The sequence below is a fragment of the Streptomyces sp. 378 genome, from assembly GCF_030124145.1.
GTDB lineage: Bacteria > Actinomycetota > Actinomycetes > Streptomycetales > Streptomycetaceae > Streptomyces.
On sequence record NZ_JASKMS010000002.1, the window covers coordinates 352254 to 377982 of the forward strand.

The 25729-nt window shown below is 73.5% G+C and carries 19 protein-coding genes and 1 tRNA gene; 8 read left to right on the forward strand and 12 right to left on the reverse strand.

Annotation, left to right across the window (positions count from 1 at the left end):
- Positions 1-32: 32 nt before the first annotated feature.
- Positions 33-1016, forward strand: a complete 984-nt coding sequence (locus tag QNO09_RS04395; RefSeq protein WP_451523163.1) for a lysylphosphatidylglycerol synthase transmembrane domain-containing protein — start codon at positions 33-35, stop codon at positions 1014-1016.
- Between the two features lie 264 nt (positions 1017-1280).
- A complete protein-coding gene (locus QNO09_RS04400) occupies positions 1281-2378 on the forward strand; it encodes a mechanosensitive ion channel family protein (protein ID WP_283968693.1) in 1098 nt (365 codons plus the stop codon).
- Positions 2379-2393: 15 nt separating this feature from the next.
- On the opposite strand, the gene QNO09_RS04405 is transcribed toward QNO09_RS04400, so the two are convergent.
- Complete coding sequence (locus tag QNO09_RS04405) at positions 2394-3938, reverse strand: M1 family metallopeptidase (RefSeq protein WP_283968694.1); 1545 nt, start codon at positions 3936-3938, stop codon at positions 2394-2396.
- Positions 3939-4125: 187 nt separating this feature from the next.
- Here QNO09_RS04405 and QNO09_RS04410 point away from each other — a divergent pair, with 187 nt between their 5' ends.
- Positions 4126-6345 (forward strand): NADP-dependent isocitrate dehydrogenase, encoded by a 2220-nt coding sequence (locus tag QNO09_RS04410; protein ID WP_283968695.1) that lies wholly within the window; start codon positions 4126-4128, stop codon positions 6343-6345.
- A 517-nt stretch (positions 6346-6862) separates the two neighbouring features.
- Here the strand turns inward: QNO09_RS04410 and QNO09_RS04415 are convergent.
- Positions 6863-7204: a DUF5713 family protein gene (locus QNO09_RS04415; RefSeq protein WP_283968696.1), complete on the reverse strand. Its 342-nt coding sequence runs from the start codon at positions 7202-7204 to the stop codon at positions 6863-6865.
- Positions 7205-7285: 81 nt separating this feature from the next.
- Here QNO09_RS04415 and QNO09_RS04420 point away from each other — a divergent pair, with 81 nt between their 5' ends.
- Positions 7286-8074: an N-formylglutamate amidohydrolase gene (locus QNO09_RS04420; RefSeq protein WP_283968697.1), complete on the forward strand. Its 789-nt coding sequence runs from the start codon at positions 7286-7288 to the stop codon at positions 8072-8074.
- A 46-nt stretch (positions 8075-8120) separates the two neighbouring features.
- On the opposite strand, the gene QNO09_RS04425 is transcribed toward QNO09_RS04420, so the two are convergent.
- The 3 genes from QNO09_RS04425 to QNO09_RS04435 form a co-directional block, all read right to left on the reverse strand.
- The gene (locus QNO09_RS04425; protein ID WP_502962241.1) at positions 8121-8612 is read right to left on the reverse strand and encodes a hypothetical protein; all 492 of its coding nucleotides are present in this window, start codon (positions 8610-8612) and stop codon (positions 8121-8123) included.
- A gap of 5 nt (positions 8613-8617) precedes the next feature.
- Complete coding sequence (locus tag QNO09_RS04430) at positions 8618-9193, reverse strand: RNA polymerase sigma factor (RefSeq protein WP_283968698.1); 576 nt, start codon at positions 9191-9193, stop codon at positions 8618-8620.
- A gap of 62 nt (positions 9194-9255) precedes the next feature.
- Complete coding sequence (locus tag QNO09_RS04435) at positions 9256-10686, reverse strand: S8/S53 family peptidase (protein ID WP_283968699.1); 1431 nt, start codon at positions 10684-10686, stop codon at positions 9256-9258.
- A 170-nt stretch (positions 10687-10856) separates the two neighbouring features.
- Here QNO09_RS04435 and QNO09_RS04440 point away from each other — a divergent pair, with 170 nt between their 5' ends.
- Positions 10857-13424 (forward strand): CHAT domain-containing protein, encoded by a 2568-nt coding sequence (locus tag QNO09_RS04440; protein ID WP_283968844.1) that lies wholly within the window; start codon positions 10857-10859, stop codon positions 13422-13424.
- Between the two features lie 42 nt (positions 13425-13466).
- On the opposite strand, the gene QNO09_RS04445 is transcribed toward QNO09_RS04440, so the two are convergent.
- Complete coding sequence (locus tag QNO09_RS04445) at positions 13467-15188, reverse strand: LuxR family transcriptional regulator AbsR2 (protein ID WP_283968700.1); 1722 nt, start codon at positions 15186-15188, stop codon at positions 13467-13469.
- Positions 15189-15287: 99 nt separating this feature from the next.
- Between QNO09_RS04445 and absR1 the strand changes: the two genes are divergently transcribed.
- Complete coding sequence (gene absR1 / locus QNO09_RS04450) at positions 15288-16373, forward strand: beta-glucuronidase AbsR1 (RefSeq protein WP_283968701.1); 1086 nt, start codon at positions 15288-15290, stop codon at positions 16371-16373.
- A 148-nt stretch (positions 16374-16521) separates the two neighbouring features.
- Here absR1 and QNO09_RS04455 read toward each other — a convergent pair whose 3' ends face one another.
- The 4 genes from QNO09_RS04455 to QNO09_RS04470 all read right to left on the reverse strand — a co-directional run bounded on the left by QNO09_RS04455 (position 16522) and on the right by QNO09_RS04470 (position 24239).
- The gene (locus QNO09_RS04455) at positions 16522-18843 is read right to left on the reverse strand and encodes an extracellular solute-binding protein (RefSeq protein WP_283968702.1); all 2322 of its coding nucleotides are present in this window, start codon (positions 18841-18843) and stop codon (positions 16522-16524) included.
- Entirely contained in the window at positions 18840-20318 is a 1479-nt protein-coding gene (locus QNO09_RS04460) for a vWA domain-containing protein (protein ID WP_283968703.1), read from the reverse strand. The genes QNO09_RS04455 and QNO09_RS04460 overlap by 4 nt, the downstream gene beginning before the upstream one ends.
- Positions 20319-20370: 52 nt before the next feature.
- A complete protein-coding gene (locus QNO09_RS04465; protein WP_502962242.1) occupies positions 20371-22770 on the reverse strand; it encodes a protein kinase domain-containing protein in 2400 nt (799 codons plus the stop codon).
- A gap of 143 nt (positions 22771-22913) precedes the next feature.
- Positions 22914-24239, reverse strand: coding sequence for a trypsin-like serine peptidase (locus QNO09_RS04470; protein ID WP_283968705.1), 1326 nt, complete (start codon positions 24237-24239; stop codon positions 22914-22916).
- A gap of 84 nt (positions 24240-24323) precedes the next feature.
- Here QNO09_RS04470 and QNO09_RS04475 point away from each other — a divergent pair, with 84 nt between their 5' ends.
- Positions 24324-24623: a trypco2 family protein gene (locus tag QNO09_RS04475; RefSeq protein WP_283968706.1), complete on the forward strand. Its 300-nt coding sequence runs from the start codon at positions 24324-24326 to the stop codon at positions 24621-24623.
- Between the two features lie 95 nt (positions 24624-24718).
- On the opposite strand, the gene QNO09_RS04480 is transcribed toward QNO09_RS04475, so the two are convergent.
- Positions 24719-24792 (reverse strand) — tRNA-Pro (locus QNO09_RS04480).
- Between the two features lie 43 nt (positions 24793-24835).
- Entirely contained in the window at positions 24836-25099 is a 264-nt protein-coding gene (locus tag QNO09_RS04485) for a hypothetical protein (protein WP_283968707.1), read from the reverse strand.
- 284 nt (positions 25100-25383) lie between these two features.
- Here QNO09_RS04485 and QNO09_RS04490 point away from each other — a divergent pair, with 284 nt between their 5' ends.
- Positions 25384-25728, forward strand: coding sequence for a cupin domain-containing protein (locus QNO09_RS04490; RefSeq protein ID WP_283968708.1), 345 nt, complete (start codon positions 25384-25386; stop codon positions 25726-25728).
- Position 25729: the final 1 nt, after the last annotated feature.

Here is a 25729-nt window from a genome sequence, read left to right on the forward strand (position 1 = left end):
GAGTTGGCCCGGCCTGGACAGCCTCTGGTGATGTGACAGCGGTACAGCTCCCCGAAGTCCACCCGGGACGACTCCCCCGTCGCGTCCCGGTCCGCCGCCTGCGGCAGATCCTGTGTCTGCTCCCGCTCCTGCTCGTCACCGTGGTCGCGGTGCAGCACCGGTCCGTGCTGGCCGCGGGTTTCGCTCATCTGGGCACCGCCGAGTGGCCCTGGCTGCTGGCCGCGGCCGGGGTGACCTGTCTGACCTGGGTCGCCGCCGCCTGCACCCGGCAGGGCGCGGTGGTCGAACGACTGCCCCGACGGCGGCTGCTGGCCACGCAGTTCGCGGCGGGTGCGGCCAACCACCTGCTGCCGACCGGGCTGGGCGCGAGCGCGGTCAACCTGCGGTTCATGACGGTGTGCGGGCTGCCGCTCGCCCGCTCCTCGGCGGCCCTCGCCCTGTACCTGCTGGCCGAGAGCATCGGCCGGGTGGCGTTGCTGGGTGCCCTGCTCATCGCGTTCCCCGAGGCGCTGCGCCTGGGCGCGCTGATGCCGGAGACGGCGTTCGGCCCGCTGCTGGCCGGTGTCGCCGTGGTGCTCGTGATCGCCGCGTCCGTGCTCGGCCTCGTACGGCGGCTGCGCTCGGCCCTGGTGTCCTTCCTGCGGACGGCGCTCGGTGAGGCGCGCTCGGTGCACAGGCGTCCGGCGCGGGCCCTGGCGCTGTGGGGCGGGGCCTTCACCTTCCCGGCGCTGCAGGCCTCCGTCCTGGTGCTGGTGGGGCGGGCGCTGGGGCTGGACGTGCCGGTCGCGCACATGGCGGTGGCCTATCTGGCGGCGACCGTCGCCGTCGCTCTGGTGCCGACGCCCGGCGGCATCGGCTCGGTGGAGGCGGCGCTCGTCGTGGCGCTGGTGGCCGCGGGCGGCCCGGCCGCGGTGGCCACCGCCGTGGTCCTGGCCTTCCGGGTCATCACCGTCTGGCTGCCGCTGGCGCCGGGCGCGCTGACCCTGGCGGCGCTGGTGCGGCTGAAGGTGATCTGACCCGGGTGGCGCGCCGGCTCGGTCACGCGACGGGAGCGCGCGTGACAGTGCGTCGTGTGCGCTGACTCACCCTCCGCTCACCCCCGTCCGCGGTACGGAACCCCGTGCGGGATACGGCAGGATGAACGATCGTGCCGACCGCGGGTCAGGGTGGTCGGGCACCTTCGTGCATCCCGGAAAACGAGCAGGTGACGACGTGACGAGACTTCACATCCGGCCGTTGGCGGCGGCGTTCGCCGCAGTTCCCCGCACCGGAGGTGACCGGTGAACCGGGACCTCACCGTGGACGATCTGCTGTTCGCCGGCATCCCCCTCGCCTCGGGTCTGCTGGCGGCGTTCGCGCTGCGTGTCCTGCTGCGCTGGCTGGGCGGGCACGCCGACCGGACGCGCTGGAGCGGGGACGACGTCATCGTGCACGCGCTGCGGGCCGTGGTGCCCTGGGCGGCGGTCGTGGGCGGCGTGGCGGGCGCGGCGGCCGTGCTGCCGCTGACCCGCACCGTGCAGCACACCACCAACCAGGTGCTCACCGTGCTGCTCATCTTCGTGGCGACGGTGTCGGCGGCCCGGGTGGTGGCCGGACTGGTGCGCACGGTCACCCAGTCCCGCTCCGGGGTCGCCGGCTCGGCCACGATCTTCGTCAACATCACCCGGATCCTGGTCCTGGCGATCGGCTTCCTGGTGGTGCTCCAGACCCTGGGCATCTCCATAGCCCCGCTGCTCACCGCCCTGGGCGTCGGTGGTCTGGCGGTCGCCCTGGCGCTCCAGGACACCCTCGCCAACCTCTTCGCGGGCATCCACATCCTCGCCTCCAAGACCGTCCAGCCCGGTGACTACATCAAGCTCAGCAGCGGCGAGGAAGGCTACGTCGAGGACATCAACTGGCGGCAGACGACCATCCGCAATCTGTCCAACAACCTCATCGTGCTCCCCAACGGTCAGCTCGCGCAGGCGAACATGACCAACTTCATGCGCCCCGAGGAGCAGCTGACCATCCTGCTCCAGGTCGGAGTGGCCTACGACAGCGATCTGGAGCACGTGGAGCGGGTGACCAACGCGGTCATCGCCGAGACGATGACCGAGGTCGAGGGCGCGGTGCCGGACCACGAGCCGATCATCCGGTTCCACACCTTCGGCGACTCCCGGATCGGCTTCACCGTCATCCTGGGCGTCGGCGAGTTCAGCGACCAGTACCGGATCAAGCACGAGTTCATCAAGCGCCTGCACAAGCGCTACCGCGCGGAGGGCATCCGCATCCCCGCCCCGGCCCGGACGGTGGCGTTGCAGCAGGGTCCGGTCGGCATCCCGCAGCAGCGGACCGGCGAGATCGAACCGGGCGGGCTGAGCCACGCCCGGTTCGACTGAGGCGCTCCGGGGCCCCTACAGCGTCGCGGAGTTCTCGTGGTGGTGGCTGTCCCTCCGGTCGCGCGGCGCCGAGAGGGACGGCGCGACCGGCGCCACGGTCCAGTCCGGGTGGCCCGGCATCCGCGGCGTCTTCGTGCCGTACAGCCACTCCCGCAGGAATCCGGTCAGGTCCTGGCCGGAGACTTCCGAGGCGACGGCGATGTAGTCCTCCGTGGAGGCCGAGGAGTCGCGGTGGCGCGCGAGGAAGGCGCGCTCGACGGCGTTGAAGGCGGCCTCGCCGATCTGCTGCCGCAGCGCGTAGAGGACGAGGACGCCGCCGAGGTAGCGCTGGCTGTCGAACAGGTTGGCCGCGTTGGGTGCGGCGACCGGCCCGGAGGTCTGGCGCCACTGGTCGCCGAGGGCGTAGGTGTCCTTCATCCGGGCTTCCATGGTGGTCATGCCCTTGGAGTCGGGCCAGCCGCGCTCGTAGCGGTACAGCAGCCCGTAGAAGTCGGCGTGGCCTTCGTTCAGCCACAGGTCGGCCCAGGTGGCGGGGCTGACGCTGTTGCCGAAGTAGGAGTGGACCAGCTCGTGCATCATGTGCGAGCCGATCTTGCTCTCCTCCTGGAGGAGGTAGTTCGGCTTGTAGATCGTGAGGGTCTGGGTCTCCAGACCGGTGAAGTCGAAGGCGTCCGGGGCGTCGTTGTTGCAGGGCAGCAGGCCGTACGTCTCGAAGGGGTACGCGCCGAGCCGCTGCTCGACCCACTCCACCAGGGCCGGGGTGAGCGCCAGAGCGGGTTCCAGGGCGGCGGCCCGGGCGACGGGGACGACGTCCCGCAGCGGCAGGCCGTGCGGTCCCTGCCGGTCCTTGATCACGTAGTCGCCGACGGTGATCTGCACCACCTCCGTCGCGATCGGCGAGCGGGAGCGGTAGGTGTACGCGGTCCGGCCATCGGCCAGCTGCTCGGTGCGCTCCAGCCGGCCGCTCGCGACGCCCCGCAGCCCGGCGGGCACGGTGAGGCGGAAGGTGAAGTCGGCCTTGTCGGAGGGGTGGTCGTTGCAGGGGAAGACGGTGTGCGCCAGGTCCGGCTGGCAGCAGACCGCGAACCCGTCCGGGGTGGCCACCCAGCCGCCGGCGGGCGGCGGGATCCGGCGCGGGTCGGCGCCGTAGGTCACGCACACCGTGACCCGGGCCTTCGCCGGGAGTCGGCGGGCCGGGGTGACCCGCAGCTTCCCGGCCACCTGCTCGAAGGCGGCCGTGCGGCCGCCGACCCGTATGGAGCGAATGTCCAGGCCGAGCGCGTCCAGGGAGAAGCGGCTCAGGGCCTGGGTGGTGCGGATGCGCAGGGTCGCGGACGCCTCGACGAGCTGGGTCGTGGCGTCGTACGCGAAGTCGAGGTGGTAGGCCGAGACCCGGTATCCGCCATTGCCCAGGGCGGGGTAGACGGAGTCGCCGAGGGTCTCGGAGCCCGGGCCGGCGCCGGTCCTGCCGGCCGCCTGGGCCGGGACCCCCGTGGTCAGTGCCGCCGCCGTGCCGATGAGGACGATCGCCGGGGCCGTCACTCTGGTGCGATATCTCATGGTCCGCTTTCGCTCGGACGGCCGGGTGGTCAGATCCGGCCGTGGCCTGGAGTGAGTGATCCCTCTCCAGGACATGGGAACGAGCCGATCGGTTGCACGAAACTGGACGCGGACCCCTGTCGAGACGAGGTCGATCACGAGATATCTTGATGTCGAGCAATGTTGCAGACGTGGAGCGGAGCACCCGGTGACTGACTCGACCATCATCTATACGCACACTGACGAGGCCCCCGCCCTGGCGACGTATTCCTTCCTGCCGGTGGTCCGGGCGTACGCGTCACAGGCGGGTGTCCCGGTGGAGACCCGCGACATCTCGCTGGCCGGACGCATCATCGCCCTGTTCCCGGAGTACCTGACCGAGGACCAGCGCATCCCGGACGCCCTCGCCGAGCTCGGTGAGCTGGCCAAGACGCCCGCCGCCAACATCATCAAGCTGCCGAACATCTCGGCGTCCATCCCGCAGCTCAAGGCCGCCGTCGCCGAGCTGCAGGGCCAGAGCTACGCGCTGCCGGACTACCCGGACGACCCGAAGACCGACGAAGAGCGCGAGATCCGCGCCCGCTACGACAAGGTCAAGGGTTCCGCCGTGAACCCGGTCCTGCGTGAGGGCAACTCCGACCGGCGCGCCCCCGCCTCGGTCAAGAACTACGCCAAGTCCCACCCGCACCGCATGGGCGCCTGGACCGCCGAGTCCAAGACGAACGTGGCGACCATGGGACAGAACGACTTCCGCTCCACCGAGAAGTCCGTCGTGATCGCCGAGGACGGCGCGCTGCGCATCGAGCTGGTCGGCGACGACGGCACCACCACGGTGCTGCGCGAGTCCGTACCCGTGCTCGCCGGTGAGGTCGTCGACGCCTCCGTGATGCGCGTCGCCGCGCTGCGCGAGTTCCTGACCGCGCAGGTCGCCAAGGCCAAGGCCGAGGGCGTGCTGTTCTCGGTGCACCTGAAGGCCACGATGATGAAGGTCTCCGACCCGATCGTCTTCGGCCACGTGGTGCGCGCCTTCTTCCCGAAGACGTTCGCGCAGTACGGCGACAAGCTCGCCGCGGCCGGCCTCACCCCGAACGACGGTCTGGGCGGCATCTACAAGGGCCTGGAGGCCCTGCCGGAGGGTGCCGAGATCAAGGCCTCCTTCGACGCCGAGCTCGCCGAGGGCCCGGAGCTGGCGATGGTCGACTCCGACAAGGGCATCTCGAACCTGCACGTCCCCTCGGACGTCATCGTCGACGCCTCCATGCCGGCCATGATCCGCACCTCGGGCCACATGTGGGGCCCCGACGGCCAGGAGCACGACACCCTCGCGGTACTGCCGGACTCCTCCTACGCGGGCGTCTACCAGGCCGTGATCGACGACTGCCGGGCCAACGGCGCCTACGACCCCTCCACCATGGGCTCGGTGCCGAACGTCGGTCTGATGGCGCAGAAGGCCGAGGAGTACGGCAGCCACGACAAGACCTTCGAGATCGCCACCACGGGCACGGTCCGCCTGGTCGACCAGAAGGGCACCGCGCTCATCGAGCAGAGCGTCTCGGCCGGCGACATCTTCCGCGCCTGCCAGACCAAGGACGCGCCGATCAAGGACTGGGTGAAGCTGGCCGTCACCCGCGCCCGCGCCACCGGCGACCCGGCCGTGTTCTGGCTGGACGAGACCCGGGCGCACGACGCCAACCTGATCGCCAAGGTCAACACCTACCTCGCGGACCACGACACCGAGGGCCTGGACATCCGGATCCTCAACCCGGTCGAGGCGACGAAGCTGTCGGTGGAGCGCATCCGCCGCGGCGAGAACACGATCTCCGTCACCGGCAACGTCCTGCGTGACTACCTGACGGACCTGTTCCCGATCCTGGAGCTGGGCACCAGCGCCAAGATGCTGTCGGTCGTCCCGCTGATGGCGGGCGGCGGCCTGTTCGAGACGGGTGCCGGCGGCTCGGCGCCGAAGCACGTGCAGCAGTTGGTCAAGGAGAACTACCTGCGCTGGGACTCCCTGGGTGAGTTCTTCGCCCTGGTTCCGTCCCTCGAGCAGTTCGCGAAGGTCACGGGCAACGCCCGCGCCCAGGTCCTGGCCGACACCCTGGACCGCGCCACGGCGACCTTCCTCAACGAGGACAAGTCCCCGACCCGTCGCGTCGGCGGCATCGACAACCGCGGCAGCCATTTCTACCTGTCCCTGTACTGGGCGCAGGAGCTGGCCGGGCAGACCGAGGACGCGGACCTGGCGAAGGCCTTCGCCCCGCTCGCCGAGACGCTCGCCGCCAACGAGCAGAAGATCGTCGACGAGCTGAACGCCGTCCAGGGCAAGCCCGTCGAGATCGGCGGCTACTACCAGCCCGACCCGGAGAAGGCCGCGGCGGCCATGCGCCCGTCCTCCACGTGGAACGAGGCCCTGGCGTCCCTGAGCTGACGCCCCGGGCCGTATCGGGCCCTCGACTCCGCCCCGGCCGGCACCACGCCCGGCCGGGGCGGAGCCCTGTGCGTCCCGCGCCATTCCCTGGGCCCCGTCCCCCGGCCCCCGCCCCTCCGCAGACCTTGCCACTCCCGCGGCCCGCGCCACTCCCGCGGCCCGCGCCACTCCCGCGGTCCTCGCCCCTTCTCGGGCGCTCGCCCCTTCCCCGGCCCTCGCCCTTCCCCGGCGCTTACCCCTCCAGCAGACCTCGCCGCTCCCCCGGTCCCCGCCCTTCCCGCGGCCCGCGCCACTCCCGCGGTCCTCGCCCCTCCCGCAGACCTCTCCCCTTCCCGGGCGCTCGCCCCTCCCCCGGCCTTCGCCCTCCCCCGGCGCTTACCCCTCCAGCAGACCTCGCCCCTCCCCCGGTCCCCGCCCTTCCCGCGGCCCGCGCCACTCCCCCAGCCCTCGCCCCTTCCCGGGCGCTCGCCCTCCCCCGGCGCTCACCCTCCCCCGGCGCTCGCCCCTCCCGCGGCCTTCACCACTCCCGCGTGGCGATCAGCTCCTCCACGTCCGCGTCCGGGAAGCCGTACGCTCGCGCGAGGAAGGCGAAGTCCTCGGCTATCTCCTCCCGGGCCACCGTCTCGATCTCGCTGCCCGCCGCCTCGAACGCGGCCTCCAGGTCGTTGAACTCCTCCGTGGCCGCCTGCGTCAGGGCGTACAGCGCGTCGAGACCGGCGGGCCGCTCCGCCTCGACGCGCTCGCACAGGGCGAGCAGGATCGCGCGGCCGCGGTCCACCACATGGTCGGGGTAGTAGTCGTCCTCGTACAGCCCCCGGAGAAACGGGTGGGTGCTCACCTGCTCATTGCTGATCGGCATGACGTCCTCGGCCTCGGCGGTTCGGCGATGTGACACCTTGATCGTGCCGCACGCCACTGACAACGCCCCTGGAGCCGCCTCGTGACCGACACCCCGCACCCCTTCGCGCTGCTGTCCGGGGACGGGCGGTCGCCCGTCATCCTGCATGTGCCGCACTCCGCGCGGGAGATACCGGATGCCGTGCGGGCCGGGATCGTGCTGGGCGACGAGGAGCTGGAGCGGGAGCTGGACCACATCACCGACGCGCACACGGCGGAGATCGCCGAGGCGGCGGCCGGGCTGGCGGGCGTCATGCCGTGGCGGTTCGTCAACCGGCTGTCGCGGCTGGTCGTCGACCCGGAACGGTTTCCGGACGAGCGGGAGGAGATGCTCGCCGCCGGGATGGGGGCGGTGTACACCCGCACCACGCACGGCCGTGCGCTGCGGCCCGGGGAAGCCGATGCCGCGCCGCTCGTCGAGCGGTACTTCGAGCCCTACGCACGGGCGATGACGCGGGCCGTGGCGGACCGGCTGGTAGCCGCCGGGCGGGCCGTGATCATCGACGTGCACTCCTACTCGAGCCGGAGACTGCCGTACGAGCTGCACGGGGAGGGGCCCCGCCCCCCGGTCTGCCTCGGAACGGACTCCTTCCACACGCCGCCCGCGCTGCTGGACGCCGCCCGGGAGGCGTTCGGTGAGACGGCGCTCGACACCCCGTTCGGCGGGACCTACGTCCCTCTGGAGTTCTACGGGAAGCGGCCCGAGGTGAGCGCCCTCATGGTGGAGATCCGCCGGGACACCTACATGACCGAGCCGGGCGGTCCCGCAGGGCCCGGTCTCGAGCGGCTCGCCACCGCGCTGGCCGGGCTGGTCGACGCCGTGTCCCGCTGAACTGTCACCGTCCCCGGTGCCGGTGCCGGTGCGCCCACATCCCCTGCTAGGCCCGCAGCCACTCCGTCACCACCACGTCCCCGCCGGTCCGCAACCGCAGGGCGAACGGGCCGGACAGCGGCATGTCGCCCGTAAAGCGGCCCAGGTCGTCGGTCGTGAGCGGGGACCCGGGGCGCGGTCCGCCGAGGACCTCGATCCGGGTCGGCTGCGGCGGCAGCACCTGTCCCATCAGCCCCTGCGCGGTCACCTCGACGTCGACGGTCACCTCGCCCGCCCGGAAGGTCAGCATCCGGGGCACGTCGGCGGCACCGCGGACCGGGAGGGCGTCGACCAGCGAGTCGAAGGTCAGCTCGGCCACGCGCGCGTCGAGGTCGTGCAGCGCGTAGGCGTCCACGGCGATCTGCTGGAGTTCCGCCGGCACCGGGTCGAGGACGGCGGCGGCCTGCCGCAGCTCCTCCTCGAGCAGCGCCGCGTCGAACTCCCCGTCGTCGAAGTCCTCTTCGGCGAACGGGTCGTCGTCGCTCATGTCGTCGTTCATGTCGCTCACATCGCCCCCCGTGCTTCGAGCCGGGCCCGCAGACGCCGCAGACAGCGCTGGCGCAGTGGCCCGATGCTGCCCACCGCGATGCCCAGCGCGGCGGACACGTCCTGGTAGCTGGGCGGTGGCGTGGCCATCAGCACGCGCAGCAACTGCCTGCACCGTTCGCCGAGTTCCTCGAACTCCTGCCACAGCCGCCGTACGCGTTCGCTCTGCGCGGCGGCCTCCTCGGAGTCGAGCAGCGACTGTTCCGGCGTGCCGTCCTCGCTGACCCGGTCCAGCAGCCGCGGATCGTCCGTCAGGGTCAGCCGCTGGGAGTTTCTGATGACCTTGAGGCACTCGTGGCGCGCGGTGCTCGCCAGCCACGCGCCCGCCTTGCCCGGCTCGCGGATCCGCCCGAGGTGCTGGGCGAAGCGGAACCAGGCCGTCTGGTACACCTCGTGGGCGTCGGCGTCGGAGAGCCGGTGGGCCCGGACGACGGACCACACCAGAGGGCTCAGCCCTTCCACGAGCGCCTTCCAGGCCGCCGCGTCCCCGTCGGCGGCCGCCTGGACGAGCGCGCCGGCATCACTACGGTCCACGGCAGCCCCACCCCTCGAGTACGGCACGTCATGGTACGCCGTGGAGGGGGCGGCTTCGGCCCTCACAGCGCGGGGCCGAGGCGCACGACCGGGACCGGCCGCCACGTGGGCGGACGCAGCGCCGGTACCTGCGCGCCACGCACCTCCGCGAACTCCGCCTCCGCCGCGAGCAGTTGCCGCCGGGCCACGCGCGGATCCGTCTCCTTGTGCGCCGTCATGTGGGCGGCGACCAGGCCGGCGGTCACCGGGGCGGCGAAGGAGGTGCCGCTCCACTGCGCGTACCCCTCGAACATCACCTGGTCCGGCTTGGCGGCGTCGCCCTCGTCGCTCAGCACGCCACTGTGGCGGGGGTGCTGGCAGGTGCAGCCGTAGGAGAAGCCGTAGCGGCAGGCGTCGTACGTGGAGTGCTGGTACACGTACGGGACGGGTGCGTCGAAGCCGGTGAGGGCGCTGGTGAGGCGCTCTCCGGGGGCGTAGACCTTCACCCACGGGCCGTGGTTGGTGAAGCATGCGCCGGACTCGCCGTCGCTGCGCAGGGCGCCGACCGACAGCACGGAGTCTTCCCAGCCGGGCAGGTCGGCGTAGGCGGCGGGCCAGAACGGCGCGGCGCTCGCGTTGTTGCCCGCGGCGGCGACCAGCAGGGTGCGCTGCTCGCGCAGTTCCCGCATGAAGTTCTCGACGCCGAGCAGGCCGTCGGTGCGGCCGTTGGAGGTGCCGGCGGAGAGGCTGAGCACGTCGGGCCAGCCGCCGGCGTCGACGGCCTCGAAGAGCTTCTCGCCGAACTCGGACTCCAGGATGGCGCCCGCGTCGTTGAGGCTGCCGCGCACGGTGATGTCGGTGTTGGGCGCGACGGCCGCGACGAGCCCGGCGATGAACGTGCCGTGTCCGACGTACTGCTGGAGGACGCCCCGGTCGTCGCACTCCTGGATTTGGGCGTCGCCGCCGGTGTGGGCCAGCAGACCGCAGGAGCGGTAGTCGTGCATGAGGCCGGTGTCGACGACGAGGACGCCGACGGCGGTGTCCGGGTCGTGGGGCGTGTCGGCGGCGGCCGGGTTGGGCGGCTCGCTGAGCGGGGCGGGGACGGGTTCGTCACCGGGACAGGCGTTGACCGCGATGTGCACGACGTGGTTGCGGGCGACCATCCGGCGCCCGGCCCGGGACTCGTGCTCCCGCACCGAGCGCAGGGCGTGCGCGACGGCCCGGTCGGCGTCCCGGCCGCCCTCGCCGGGGTCGCCGACGCGGATCCGGGTGATGCCGCTGCGGTTGGTCTGGGGCCCCGCGCGGCGGACGCGCTCCTGGTCGAGGTCGGGTGCCGCCGTGAAGTGCGCCCGTACCGTGTCCTCGACGATCTGGGCCTCCTCGCCGTCGCGGACGAGGACCACGCCCTTCTCGTACATGAACTCCGCCGAGTCGTCCGGGCCCATCGCCAGCGGGACGTCGGGCATCGAGCGCTGGACCTGGTCGAACTGCTCGTGGAATCGCTGAGGTGCCATGGCGGGTCCTCCCGTTGGTGCGACGGCGTCGGTCGGTGCCGCGGAGCGGTCGTCAACAAGAGCCTCCGCGCGCTGCCTTGATACAGCTCGCCACCTGTGTGGTGCGCTCCGGGAGCACTACCATCCGAGGAGTGACGGCGGGAAGCGACTCGGTTTCGGAACTGCTGCCGATGGTGTTCGCCGACCCGGGCGAGGCTCTCGCGAGGGCCCGGGCGCTGCTCGACGCCGATCCGTCGCCGTCGGCCGCTTCCGTCGCCCACCAGGTGATCGGCATCTGGCAGCGGGACTTCGGCGATCTGCGGCTCGCGCTGCACCATCTGCGGCGGGCCCGGGAGTGCGCGGCCCGCGCGGAGTCGGCCGACCGGGAGGCGGACGTGCTGGCCACACTGGGCGTGGCGCTGGTGCACGCGGGCCGCACCCGTCAGGGCCTGGCGGCGTTCGAGCGGGGTGTCGCGCGGGGCTCGGGGCATACCAGGGCGCGGGTGCTGTACCGGCGGGCCTATGTGTGGTGGGTGCTCGGTCACCATCGCGAGGCGCTGGAGGACGTGCGCCGGGCGGTGCCGGTGCTGCGGCAGGCGGACGACGTGATCTGGACGGCGCGGGCCCTGACCCTGCGCGCCACCGTGCACCTGGCGCTGGGTGCGGTGGAGCGGGCCGAGGCGGACTTCACCGCGGCCGAGGCGCTGTGGGACACCACCGGCCAGGAGCACGACAAGGCCGACGCGGTGGAGAGCCGGGGCCTGGCCGCGTTCCGCTCCGGGGACGTGCCGGTGGCGCTGCGGCTGCTGGACGAGGCGGAGGAGCGGTACGCCCGGCTCGGCACGCCGACGTTCATGCTGAACATCCGGCGCTGCGAGGTGCTGATGGCGGCCGGGCTGGCGCCCGAGGCGCTGGCCGAGGCGGACGCGGCGATCAGCACACTGGACGGGATCGGCGGGCAGTCCACCCGCAAGGCGGAGCTGCTGCTGGCCGCCGCCCGGGCAGCGCGGCTCGCGGGCGATCCGCACACGGCCATCGCCCGCGCGGCGCTCGCGGTACGGCTGTTCGCCGGGCAGCGGCGCACCTGGTGGGAGACGCACGCCCGGCTGGTGCTGATCGAGGCGCGGCACGCGGCCGGGCGCGGCTCGGGGCGGCTGGTCGCCGATGCCGCCGCGGTGGCCGCGAAGCTGGCGTCGTTCGGCGCCTCGGCCGCGCCGGAGGCGTCGCTGCTCGCGGGCCGGATCGCGCTGGATCTGCGCTGGACGGCGGACGCTGAGCGGCATCTGGCCGTGGCCGCCCGCAGCCGGCACAGCGGCCCGCCGCTGGCGCGGATGACGGGCTGGGTGGCGCAGGCGCTGCGGGCGCGGGCCACCGGGTCGGCCCGCGGTGTGCTGGAGGCCTGCCGGCGCGGCCTGGACGTGCTGGACGACCACCGGATGACGCTGGGCGCCTCGGAGTTGCGGGCCCGTGCCACCGAACAGGGCGCTGAGCTGGCGGCCTTGGCGCAGGAGGCCACGTTGGTCTCCGGCGGGCCGCGGCGGCTGCTGGTGTGGAGCGAGCGCTGGCGGGCCACCGTGCTGTCCACCCCGCCGACCCGGCCGCCCGCCGATCCGGAACTGCTCAGCGGCATGACCGCCTTCCGCGAGATCGCCTCCCGTGCGGAGGCCGCCCGGATGGAGGGCCGGCCGGTCCCGGCACTGGAACGCGAGCAGCGGCGCCTGGAACGGGAGATCCGCTCCAGGACCCTGCACATACGGGGTGCGGCGCCCGGGGACGGCGACCGGTTCGACGTCGGCCGGCTGCTGGACCGGCTGGGCGACGAGGTTCTGCTGGTGGAACTCGCCGTGCTGGACGGGCGGGTGCAAGTGCTGCTGTGCGGGCGGGGCCGGGTGCGCCGGTTCGAGGCCGGGCTGCTCGCGCAGGCGGAGACCGAGGCCGAGCACGTCCAGGCGGGGCTGCGGCGGCTGGCCCACCCGGGGGCGGAGGCCCGGCTGCCGGTGGTGGAGGCGGCGGGGCACCGGCTGGAGGAACTCCTCCTCGGACGGGCCGCGGCGCACCTGGGCGGCGGTCCGGTGGTGATCGTGCCGCCGGGGCGGCTGCACCGGGTGCCGTGGGCGCTGCTGCCCTCGCTGCGGGAGCGGGTGCTCAGCGTGTCGCCCTCGGCGGGCAGTTGGCTGCGGGCCCGGGAGACGGCGCCGCCCGCGGACGGCTGCCCTGTGCTGGTGCGCGGTCCGGGCCTGGCGACCGGTGGCGCCGAGGTGCCCGAGCTGGCCGGCCGGTACGGCTGCGCCACCCTCCTGGAGGATGACGAGGCGCGGGTGCCGCGCGTGCTGGAGGAGCTGGACGGGGCGGCCCTGGCGCACATCGCCGCGCACGGCACGTTCCGCGCGGACAGCCCGCTGTTCTCCTCCCTGCGGATGGCCGACGGGCCGATCGTCGTGCACGACTTCGAGCGGCTGGACCGCAGCCCGTACCGGATCATCCTGTCCTGCTGCGACACCGCCCGGCTCGCCTCGGTCGGCGCCGACGAACTCCTCGGCCTGGTCACGGCGTTGCTGCCGCTCGGTACGGCCGGGGTGGTGGCGTGCAGCGCGCCGGTGAACGACGCCGCGGTGGTGCCGCTGATGCTCGCGCTGCACAAGGGCCTCGACGCCGGGCTGTCCCTGGCGGAGGCGCTGCGCGACGCCCGGGCCGCCCTGCCGGGCGACGCGCTGCACCAGGCCACGGGCTGGGCGTTCTCGGCGTTCGGGGCGGCCTGACCCGTCCCCTGTCCGGGTCAGGCCGCCGGTCGTGGTGCCGGTTCAGGCCGGTTGCGCCTCCGGGGTGCGCTCCAGCCACGGCAGGGCGCCGCGGTCGCTCGCGCCGAGCCGGGCGTAGGCGCTGTACAGGTGGTTGCCGACGGTGCGGATCGACAGGGTGAGGCGTTCGGCGATCTGCCGGTTGGTCAGGCCGGCCGCGGCGAGGGCGACGATCTGCCGCTGGCGGGCCGTGAGGTCACCGAGAACCAGCCCGGACAGTGCCGGGGTGCGGGCGCCCTGGCAGCGCCGGGCCAGGGCGACGGCCCGGGTGCGGGAGTGCCGGGCGGCGCGCGGGTCGTGGTGGGCGGCCACGGCCTGTGCGTACGCCTCGGCGGCGAACAGCAGGAAGCCCCGCCGCTCCAGTTCCCCGGCCACGTCGTCCAGGTCCGGTCCGTCGGCGCGGGTGAGCGCGTCGGCGTGCCGGGCGAAGACGCCGTCGAGCCGGTCGATGACCTTCTCCGGGGCGCCGAGGCGCACGGCGTCGTAGGGATCGGTGACGGCCGCCGGGTCCAGGTCGCCCGGGCAGGTCAAGGCCGCCGCCGCGCGGGCGAGTTCCGTCCGGCACGCCGGGTCCCCGGGGTCGCCCCGCAGGCCTTCCCGGGCCCAGGCCGCCGCCTCTCCCACCTCCCCGCGCAGCCGCGCGAACCGAGCGCGCACCGCGGCGTACCGGCCGGGCAGCGGGCCGCCCTCGGCGACCGTCCACTCCCCCACCGGTGTGGGCATCGCCCGTACGTCGTGCCGGCCGATCCGGTGAGCCAGGGCTGCCGCTTCGGCGTCGAGGGCGGCGGCGTGCGCGTGGGGAGTCCGGGCCAGCCGCCGCGCCCTCAGCCGGCCCGCCGCGGCCCGGAGCACCGGTCCGTACAGAGGGTGGGCGAGCCGGACGGCGCCGTGCTCGTCGATCTCGATGAGGCCGTCGGACTCCAGGACTTCGAGGACATCGAGGTCGAGGTCGTCCAGGTCCGACGGCAGGGGTTCGGCGAAGGCGAGGCGGTCGAGGGCCTCTCGTTCGAGGGGGCGGTCGCGGCCGAGGACGGCTGCGGTGCGCTCCCGCACGGCCGGGGTCAGCACAACCGGGCCCCGCCAGGCCCGTTCGCCGGTGTCCGGGACGGGCGTCAGCAGCCCGCGCACCGCCGTCAGCAGGTCGCGCAGCAGCCGCAGATCGCCCTGGGCCAGGCGGCGCAGCCGGTTGACGGTGAGCGCGTCGAGAGGGCCGGCGCCGGCTGTGAGGAGCCGGCCGGTCTCCTCCTCGGGCAGCGGCTTCAGCGCGAGCCGGGGCAGGAGTTCACCGGTCCACAGCCGGGCGATCGCACCGGGCACCGGGCTGCCGTCCGTGGCGACGACCAGCAGCCGGGTGCGTCCGTGCACGGCCAGTTGGTGGACCAGGGCGGCGGAGGCGTCGTCGAGAAGGTGCGCGTCGTCCACCAGCAGCGTGCGGATGCCGGAGAGCGACCGGACCGCGCGGTGCAGGGTGACCGACTCGGGCAGCAGATGGGCGAACGCGGCGAAGGGGATGGTCCGGCTCTCGGGCGTACCGGCCGCCCGGGCCCGGTCGGTGCCGCGGACCGCCTCCACGGCGAGGCGCGTCTTGCCGCAGCCCGCCGGGCCCGTCACCACGATGCCGCGCCGCACACCGGTCAACGACCGGCGGACCAGTCCCAGTTCGTCATCCCGCCCGGCGAACGGCCAGGGCGGCTCCAGCGTCGTCGCGTGCCTCTCGTAGGTCATCACACAGGTATGAGCGTGGCTACTCACTTCTGATACAGGGTGACTTGAGTAGCCCCCGACTCAGGCGCCCGGGCCGGGCCGCAGGGCAGGCTGTGGCCCATGACCGCACGCTACTGCTCGCTGGCACAGGCGCCGGCGCCCGCCTTCGCACCGGGGCTGGCGGCCGAGCGGCTGAGCGCACTCGCGAGCGGGCGGCGGATGTGGGTCAACGGCACCGTTCTGCACTACTGGTTCTTCGACGGCGACACCGACGCCTCCGTCATCCCCGTGCCGGGGAGGGGGATGACGCGGCGGGTGTCGTGGGCCGGTGCCGAGGAGCAGCGGGACGTGGTGCGCGCGGGTTTCCGGGAGTGGCAGGACCTGGGCATCGGGATCACGTTCGCCGAGGCGGACGACCGCTCGGAGGCCGAACTGCGCATCGGGTTCCAGGCCGGCGACGGCTCCTGGTCCGCGGTGGGCCGGGCGGCACTGCCGGCCGGCCGGCACGAACGCACCATGAACTTCGGCTGGGACCTGACCGCGCCGGGGGGACGTGCGACGGCCCTGCACCAGATCGGGCACGCGCTCGGCCTGCTGCACGAGCACCAGAGCCCGTTCGCCGGCATCCACTGGGACGACGAGGCCGTGTACGCCGAACTGGCGGGCCCGCCCCACCACTGGAGCCGGGAGCGGACGCACTACAACATCCTGCGCAAGCTCGGCCCCGACGAGGTGAACCACTCCGTCTGGGACCCGCAGTCGATCATGGAGTTCCCGTTCCCGTCGGGGCTGATCCTGGAACCGGAGCAGTACCGCGGTGGCCTGCATCCGCCCGGCACCCTGTCCGCCGCCGACAAGGAGGCGGTGCTGCGCTGGTATCCGCCGGCGCATCCGCGGGGTGCGCCCGCGCTGGTGCCGTTCCGTTCGGCGCCGCTCGGGCTCGGCGCGGGCGAACAGGCGGACTTCGTGATCGATCCGCCCGAGACCCGCACGTACACGCTGGGCACCTTCGGCGACTGCGACGCCGTCGTCGTGGTCTTCGAGGAGCGGGACGGGCGACCCCGCTATCTCGCCGGACAGGACGACGGGGGAACTCCGCACAACGCCACGATCGGCGCCCGGCTCGTCAAGGGCCGCCGCTACCCCGTCCGCGTACGCCTGTACTCCGCCCGGGGTTCCGGCGAGACGGCGGTGATGTGCTGGTGACGGCACTGATCCGCCGCGCGGACACCTGAGCCACAGTCCGGCACCGGGGGAGCGGTCGAGGACGTCGCCCATGGGGGTGGGTGACGTCCTCGACCACGCCACACGAGCCGGCGCGCGGGAAGCCGAGGACATGGCCACGCGGCCGGATTCACGCCCGGGGCTCGCTGCACACCCCGAGTTCCTCGATGTCCTCGTCCTGGTTCGTCACCTCCTGGACCTTCTGGACGCCGCCCAGGATGGCGTCGAGGTTCGCGGACTTCCCGTCCCTGACCACGGCGGCCACGGTCCGCAGCACCGCCTCGTGGAACGCGTCCCGTACGGCGGGCCGCATGACGTCGGAGGCGTCGAGGCAGCGCGGCACCTCGGTCTGCAGGAACCTCGCGTAGATCGCGCGGGCGGTGGAGTCCACCTCGCCGTGGTCGGCGATCTCCGTCATGACCGGGAGCATCGCCGAGTACATGGTGCCCTGGCCGGCCCATCTCTGCTGCCCGTCCTCGGAGAAGAGGGCGCGCAGCGCCTTGCGGGCCGGTTCCCTGTCGTTGAAGAGCGCGGCGAAATCTCCGGACACCTCATAGGCCCGTGTCCGGTAGGGCCCGCCGGGGAGCAGGGGTGCGGCGTCGGTGAGGCGGGCGCCGTCGTCACCTTGCGCGAAGGAGCCCTGATGCTCGAGGGCGCAGCGGGGGGTGGTCTCGCGGAAGGCGGTGCCGTCGCGCCGTTGCAGAGCGCCGGGGCCGCGCCAGTCGGTGGTCAGTGCCTGTTCTGCCCGGTGGCGGTCCGTGGCGAGGAAATCCGCCCACTGCCGCCATGCCTCCCGGACCGGTCCCTTCGTCCACATCGTGGCGGCCTTCTTGCCGGTGCCGCGGGCCCAGTCCGCGTAGACGTCCGGTCCGGCCCGCTGCAGCACGATGTCCTCGATCCAGTCGGTGCCGGGCCATCCGGCGGCGCCGTCCTCGCCCATGCCGAGGCACCAGGAGGACGGGGTGTCGGGGCGGCCGACGGCGTCGCGGGACTGCCACACGATGCTCTTCAGGTTGGCGTTGACCGGCCACCAGTAGGTGTGGCCCTTGCCGTCCGGACGCCAGGGCCCCGCGTAGCGCAGGCCCTCGACCAGGTCGTCGAGCGGCTTCAGGTGCTTCTCGGCGCGGTACTGGGCGAGTTCCCCGATGCCGGGCATGATCGCGATGTCGGGCGGGTCACCGGCCTGGACCCGCGAGAGCAGCACCTCGCGCTGGGCGGGGGTGCCTTGATAGCTGACGCGAATGCCGGCGGCTTTCATCAGGCCGCGGAAGCGCTCTTCCTCCTTGCCCGTCCACGGGCCGAGTACGGTGACGACCGGGTCACGCTCCAGGAGTTGCGGGGTGGCGATCGCCGCCAGGACGGCCAACGCGGCCGCCGCGGCGATCCAGCGGCGTCCCTTCGTGCGGGTCACCCGGTTCCACGAGCCGCGCGCCCACGACCAGTCGACCGGGCGCTCCGGGTAGTCGGTGGTGAGCCGGGCGACGAGACCGGCGACGGCGGCGCAGATGCCGGCCAGCCCCACGACGACGTAGACACCGTTCCACCAGCCGAACACGGACAGGTCGGGCAGGCCGGCGGCGGCGACCCGCTGCTGCGCGGCCGTGAGGTCCCCGGCGCTTCCGGGGAGCGAGTCCGTCAGGGCGATGTGCAGGATCTCCGAGAGATGGTCGCGTGCGGTGTTCAGGCCCTGGACGGTACGCCAGGCCAGGAAGGCCGGCACGGTGGCCAGCGCCAGGGGAGCGGCGGCGCCGGCCAGGATCCAGGGGGCCAACAGCCGACCGCAGCGCCGGCTGATGACTCGGCACGCGAGGCCCGCCACGGTGGCGGCGGCGGCCAGCGCGGCGGCCGCCATCACCCAGGAGGCCGTCAACAGCACGCCCTGGTCGGACAGTTCGCCGGCCCGGCGTCGTTCGGCTTTGGCGACCTTGTCGAGGCGGTCGAGCAGACCGGTGTCCGGGCGCTCCAGCAGGGCGCGGGCTTCGGCGAGCTTCTCGCTCCGCATCTCGTCGTCCGCCTGGTACTTGACCGTGGCGAGCGTGATGGCGTTGCTGTAGGCCTCCAGCAGGCCGTTGGCCGCGGAGATGTCCTGGTCCATGCCGCTGCCGACGTGGTCCGCGAGCTGGGTGAGGCCCTGGTCCGCGGCGGCGAGCTGGCTCTGGGCCGTCTCACCCGCCCCGACCGTACCGGCGACCCCCCGCTTGATCGAGTGCCGGGCCGCCTCGTCGGCACGCAGCACGGCGAGCCTGACGGCTGCCGAGCCCCGTACCGACGGCGCGACATCGTCACGTAACTCCTTTACCTGAGCGTCGAGTTGTGGCACGGCCACGGCGGTGAGCAGACTGACGCCGACGGCGGCGCAGCCGAGGAAGGCCCACAGGTGACGCAACAGCAGCCGTCGTGTGCTCACGCCGCGCCGGGCCGCGCCCGGCCGCTGCTCGCGCCCTCTCCTCACGACAGTTCCTTTCCGCAGCGCACGCAGTAGAAGGCCCCGGGGACGGCCGGTTCCCGGCAGTCCGGGCGGGGGCAGACGGTGCGCTGTCGGCCCGCCGTGCGGCGCGTGCCGCCGTTCGCCGACCGGGCGCCGAGGCGCAGCAGCGTGACGCTGACCCGGTGGGTGTCGGCGGGCAGGTGCACGCTCACGGAACCGGCGGCGGCGTCGTGGATGTCACCCCAGGCCTTGATCTCGTCGAGGACCCAGCGCACCCGCAGCCGGTGGGCCACCGCGGCGGCCTGGCCCAGGTGCCGTTCCGCGTCCGCTCTTCGACCGGCTCCCAAGGAGGTGAGTCCCTTCTTGAGATGGGCGATCATCCGGTTCTGCGAGTCGAGGAAGCGGCTGCTGTCACCGGTCGTCTCGTCGCTCGCGCCCGAGGCGGTTCGTGGGGGCGGGAGGCCGGGATCACGCCAGCAGGCGGTGACGGCCTCGTGCCGGGGTCCCAGCGAGACCATGGCGAACTGGAGCACTTCGCCGAGCGGATCACCGGCGCCGTCGACGCGCAGGTCGAGCAGGAACTCGCTGCCGGTACCCGCCGGGTCCCACGGCAGGGCGTGGAACACGTGACGGGCCGGTCCCGACGACGGCTCGGCGGCGAGTTCCAGGTGCTGGGGCTTGAACTGGACGACCGACTCGACGCGCACGCCGGGGCGCACGGTGACCTCCAGCGGCAGCGCGGGGACGGCCCGGCGGCAGGCCCGTCGGACCGCCGCGGCGAGTTCGGCGGTGAAGTCCGGTCCCGCGGCGTCAGCCGTCCCCCGCAGACGGCTGACGATCCGCTCCAGCGGCTGGTAGTCCCAGTCCGCGCCGACGGCCACGACCTCACAGGTGAACCGGGCGCCACAGGCCGCCAGTTCCTCGGTGAGCGAGGCGTCCTCGTATCCGGTGCTCCCGTCGGTGACGAGCAGCAGCCGGCACAGCGGCCGGTCGCACCCGGCGAAAGTCCGCCGGGCCTCGGCCAGCCATCCTTCGTAACCGGTGGGTGCCCGTGCGCCGTCGGCGGCCAGCGGGGCCGCGCCCATCGCGAAGGCCGCGTTGACCCGGTGCTTGCGGTCGGCCGGCGCCCATGCGCCGGGTTCCGCCGGGTAGTAACGCAGGGGCCCTTCGTCGCGCCCGCCGGCCGCCGCGAGCACGGCGAACGACACACCTGAGGGCATGGCGGCGAGCGCTGCCCGCATCGCCGTCATCATGCGCTCCCGGCGGTGTTCGGCGAGGTCGAGCGCGATGAGCAGGGCGAGCTGCCCGGGGTCCGCGTGGTCGCCCTGTGCCCGGTCGAGGACGGTCACCTTCACCTGCGCGAGCAGCCTGACCGACTCGCCCGGGATCCGCGGTACGAGCTCGGGCTCGTCGACGTCGACGACGAGGGTGGTGGTGTAGGGCCCCGCGCTTTCGCCGCCGGGCGGCGGCATCGGGTCCGGCTCGGCCGAAGAGCTCATCAGGTCCTCCTGTCGGGTGCTGTGGTACGGCGGCTCGGACACCGGCGGCCTCTCATGTCACCGTCGTCGGACGGACGGCGTGGGCGCGCTCCACCAGGGCCTCGCTGAAGTCCGGGTCGGCGGCGGCGAGGTCCAGGTAGTCGCGCTCCAGCAGGACGCGGACCTCCAGCGCCCGGCATTCGTCGGGGGTCGGTTCGTACGCGGGGCGCCACCAGCGGCGCAGGGGGTGCGGGCGGCGCGCGGCGGCCTCGCCCGCGTCGGTGATGGCGTGCTTCAGGTGCAGCGCGGCGAGCTGCCACTCGTTGACCTCGATGCGCAGCCGGAGTTCGTCGAGCGGTGCGAGGACCAGCTCCCGTTCCTGTGAGGGGCGGTTCCGGTCCGCGACGTGTGCGGTGAGCACCGCCTCGGCGGCCTCCGGCGAGGGCAGGTCCTCTGGGCCGTGGCCCAGGCAGGCGGCCCGGATCCGGGTGGCGGCCCGCTGGGCCAGGGTGCGGCCACGGGTGCCACGCGGCACGCGTTCGAGGGCGGCCAGTGCCTGGTCGCGGTCGTGCTCGTCGAGAGCGAGGCGGGCCAGGCCCAGGGCGGCGCCGCAGTGTGCCGGGTTGCGCAGATGCACCGCGTGGAACAGATCGCGGGCCCGGGCCCGTGCCGCGGCGGCGTCCGGTGCCCGTGCTGCCGCGTGGGCGGCGCACTCGTAGGCGTAGGCGAGGGCCAGTTTCGGGGCGTACTCCCCCGGCAGGTCGGCGCGGACCACTTCGAAGCTCCGGCACGCCTCGGCCAGGTCCGCCGCCAGGCCGGCGGGCCGCCCCGACGCGCCGGTGCCGAACCGGGCGAGCGCGATCAGCCCTCGATGCCACTCCAGGCGCCAGCGCCGCACTTCCTCGGGCCCCGGGATGGCCTCGGCCACGGCCAGCTCCGCCTCCGCCGCGTCGACGTCGGGGGGTGCGGGATCAGTGGCGAGGGCGACGCGGACGTTGTGCAGGCAGATTTCCGCGGAGGGCTCGTCGTCGGGGGTCTGCCGGAGCCGCACGGTGCGGGCATAGCCCCCGCTCACGCCGAACTCCGGGGTCCGCGGGTCTTTCGGGAACGGTTTGGGGACGGGGAGCCGTCGGGCGATCTCCACGGGGATGGGCCGCCCATGGTCCAGGACGCGCAGGACGGGCGGAGTACCGCGACGCGGGGGGTCCTCGTCGGGGCGCGCGAGGTCGGATGTGGCGGGTACGTCGCCGAGCCGCTCACCGAGCCATTCCGGCGACGGGTCGAAGTAGCCGGACGGCTCGGGTGAGCCGCCCTTGCCGCGCAGCGCCCTGATCTCACGCAGGACGCCCCTGAGCTGGTCGGCCATCTCTTCCGCGTCCTTGAAGCGCGGCCCTTCCCGCACGGTCCGCGTGGCCCGGTCGATGACGGCGTCGAGCGACGTCGTGCCCAGGCCGGGCACGTCGTCGCGGACGGCGGGAGCGGCGAGACAGCGCAGGGTCACGCCGACGGTGTGCAGGTCGTTCGCGAGGGTGAGTTCGCCGGCCAGCTCCGGCGCGTGGAAGCCGGGCGTCACGTGGGGCGGCGGCTCGGTCTGGTGGAGCTTGCGCACGCTGCCCATGTCGATGACCTTGACGTGGTCGTCGACGTGGACGACGTTCGACGGCTTCATGTCGCCGTACAGGAGGTCCTGCTGGTGCAGGTGGGAGAGCGCCGTCAGGATCTGGATGCCGTACGTGGCGACATGCTCGATGTCGAGCGTCTCGTGTCCGCGGCGGACCTCCTCGATGACGGACTGGAGGGTGTGGTCACCGACGTCCTCCATGACGATGTGACCGCCCCGGACGCGGAGTTCGGGGTTCGGGGCGCCCTCGCCCGATGTGGGGGCCCCATAGGGGAGGAAGTCGCGGATCCGCACGATGTACGGGTGCCGGCTGGCCACGAGGGTGCGCCGTTCGAGGTCGGCGAGGGCGGCGCCGTGCGCGCCGTAGCGGTCCCGCAGGGTCTTCACGGCGACGAGGTCGTCGAGGTGGGTGTCCTCGGCGAGGTACACCCAGCCCTGTCCGCCGCGGGCGACAGGGCCTTTGATGTGGTACTGGTCGCTGAGCGTGGCGCCGCGTAAGAAGTCGGGCCGCATGGCGTGCGGCTTTCCGCAGCGCGGGCAGTACTGCCGGTCGGGGCTGTCGGGCAGGACGGGGATCGTGGCACCGCAGTCCGGTGTGCGGCAGCGCTGCGCCTGGTCCGCGATGTGAGCGCCGCCGTCGAGCCGCTCCTCGGGCGAGCGCGGTGTGCGGATCGGCAGTGCCAGCAGCTGCCGGGGGCCCCGCGGCCGGTCGTCGAGCCGCGGCAGCGGCCGCGCGTCCCGTCGTCGGCCGCACCGGTCGCAGTACCCGGTCGGCAGGATCCCCCCGCCGCAGGGGCTTCCACCGAGCCGTCTCTGACGGCACGGCTCCGTACTCACGCGACTCACGCGCATGCTCCTCCCCCGTCTTCGCCCCGCGGCCGTCGGTACACCGATGTCACGCCGTCGGGTCGCGCCGCTCATCGGCTCCCCCGCTCAGCACGCACCGCCGGCGGTCCGCCCGTCCGGCGGCGGCCGTCGGCCCCGTGCCCCGCTCCTCATCCGCCCCCCTGATACGCCGTCCGCAGCTCGTCCGCGAACTCCCGCAAGGCGCGCAGCCGTTGCGCCGGTTCGGCCAGGGCCGCGATCGCCTCCCGGCGGATCATCAGGTCCGCGATGGCGGCGGTCGCGTGGCGCAGGGACTCCGCGTCGACCATCCCGTCCTCGCGGGCGCGGCGGGTCTCCCAGTCCTTCCCACGGGCCAGCAGCCCATCGACGTAGGCGAAGAGGGCCGGCTCGAGCACCAGGTCGCGCACTTCCCGCCATCCCGGTCCGCCGCTGTCACGGAACACCAGCAGCAGCCGTACGCCGCACGCGACGAGCCGGGCCAGCAGCCCGGCCAGGCGGGCGGGGCTGCGGGCCTCGTCCACACCGTCGACGAGGACGGTGAGGCCCGGCTCGGCGGCGTACGGGGAGTCACCGGCCGGGCGCTCGCCCCGGCCGAGCAGCCATTCGCGGCACGCGGGGTAGTCGCCGGGCGCGAAGGCGAGCACTCCGCCCAGGAGCCGGTCGATCAGTTCCGCCCGGGAGGCGTCGGCGGGCCGGTGCACGCGGTCGGCGAGGTGTTCCAGGTGGTACAGGGTCCGCTCCCGGCCGCCCCCGCGCCCGACCACGCTGACCTTGACCGGGGTGCCGGACGGGTCGGCCAGCCAGTGCCGCGTCCGCCGGTCGAAACCCCGGTCCCACGCGTCGGGACGTGCCATCTCGCGCACCGTCGGGGAGATGTCCGCCATGCGCGCGACGGGGATCAGGTACGAGTAGGCCAGCACGTTGTCCTGTGGCAGCGGCTCGTCGAGGTCGCCCCGCCAGCTGACCACGATGCCCACCACGACCGGTTCTCCCTCCGCGGACACGGCCCATGCCCCGGCCCCGCTGAACCCGCGGCGCACCACTTCCCTGCGGTGCCGCGCGTCGAACTGCACGCGATGTCCTCGCAGGCCACGCACGGTCCCGGTGAGCACCATGCCGTCGTCGAAACGCTCCGCGTACCCGGTCACGGTGACCGCGAGCCCCGCGGTGAGCTCCGTCGACAGGACGGCCGGGCGGGCCTGTGGGCGCGGGCTGTCCAGGTGGAGCACCGCGACGTCCTCGCCGTCGCCGTCCGGCAGGTCCGGCAGCCAGCCGCCGTCGGCGACCCGCGCCGGGACCGGCTCGACGCCCGGGTTCTCCACGAACTCGACCCACATCACCGCGTCCGGGTCCGGGAGCACATGCGCGCACGTGAGGACGGTCCGCGCATCGATGAGAACGCCGGCGCCCCGTACCTCGCCCGCCGCTCCCCCCGACCGCAGCCGCACCCGCCAGTCCGCAGCCAGTTCCCCCATTCTCCTCACGCTACGCATCAGGACCCGCCGGGACTAGACTCGTGCCTTGGCCGGATGAGTCAAGCGCCGTGCGGGGGAACAGACATGACGGTAAATCAGTCAGAGCCGATCGGTCTTGCACAGGCGATCGACTCGATCCGCACGGAACTGGCTCAGGCGGAGCGGGACGGTGCGGGCAGTGACTGGCGATTCACCGTCGAACAGGTGAGCGTGGAGTTCTCCGTGCAATTCCACCGGGCCGGTGAGGGCGGCGCGGGGTTGCGCCTGGGCGTCGTGGAGGCGCGCATCGGCGGCGCGGTGAGCCACGACTCGGTGCACCGGGTGCAGGTGGACCTCAAACCGGCCCCGACACAAAGCGGCGTGGAACGCATGGTGGGCCGGTAACGGCCCGGCCGGCTCGTCGTTCGTCCGGTCCCTCGAAGAGACCGAAAGGCCGTTTCGGATCCACCCGAAACGGCCCTCGACCCGTGCTTCACCCGTCGGGACGACAGGATTTGAACCTGCGACCCCTTGACCCCCAGTCAAGTGCGCTACCAAGCTGCGCCACGTCCCGATGCGTCTCGCGCGGGCGAGCCGCGTGATCACGCAGGTCGACCCTACCGCATACGAGGAGGCAGCTCGGCATCGCGGACCTCGCGGAACGGGTGCGTGACGAGCACGCGGTCACCGACGTCCAGGGGTTCGTCGCGCGGGCCGCGGCGGCCGATCCGGGCACCCGTCCAGCCCGCGAGGCCCGCCGTCGAGACGGCGACGGCGAGAACGGCCCACCAGGGAAGCCCCGTCTTGGTGGCATGGCCCGCGAAGGCCGCGACGGCCAGGAGGGCCGTGACGGCACCTCCGGCCAGTTCGGCTCGCCTCACAGGTCGGTGCCCCGTCTCGTCCACGTGCTGTCCCCCTTCGCTCGCGCGATCGCAGGCCCGGCACACCTCAGCTCCCGGGCATATGCCGCAAACAATACGCGAGTCGGCGGGAACTCCCGACCAGGGCATAGGGGTTGAGGCGGACATCGGTGCCGTACCGAGAGCAGCGCGGCGCGGGACCGGTGCGGCCGCGGCGCCGGGGCGACGGAGTGTCCGCCCGCTCCCCTCGGGACCCCACACTCTGTCGGGGCCGCTCCCCCGCTCACCGGGCCTAGGGTCGCCGCATGACACACAGCTTCGCACTCCACGTCCCCGACGCCGACCTCGAACCCGAGCCCCTCGCGCCCGAGCAGATCGTCTCCGGGACGCCCGAGGTGACCGGAAAGGTGGTGTGGGAGTCGGCGGACGGCCGTCAGGTGCGGGGCGTCTGGCAGATCACCCCCGGGGTGGTCACCGACACCGAGGCCGACGAACTGTTCGTCGTGATCAGCGGCCGGGCGACGATCGAGGTCGAGGACGGGCCGACGCTCACGGTCGGGCCCGGCGACCTCGCCGTGCTGCGCGAGGGCGACCGTACGACGTGGACGGTGCACGAGACCCTGCGCAAGGCCTACGCCGTCACCCTCTGAG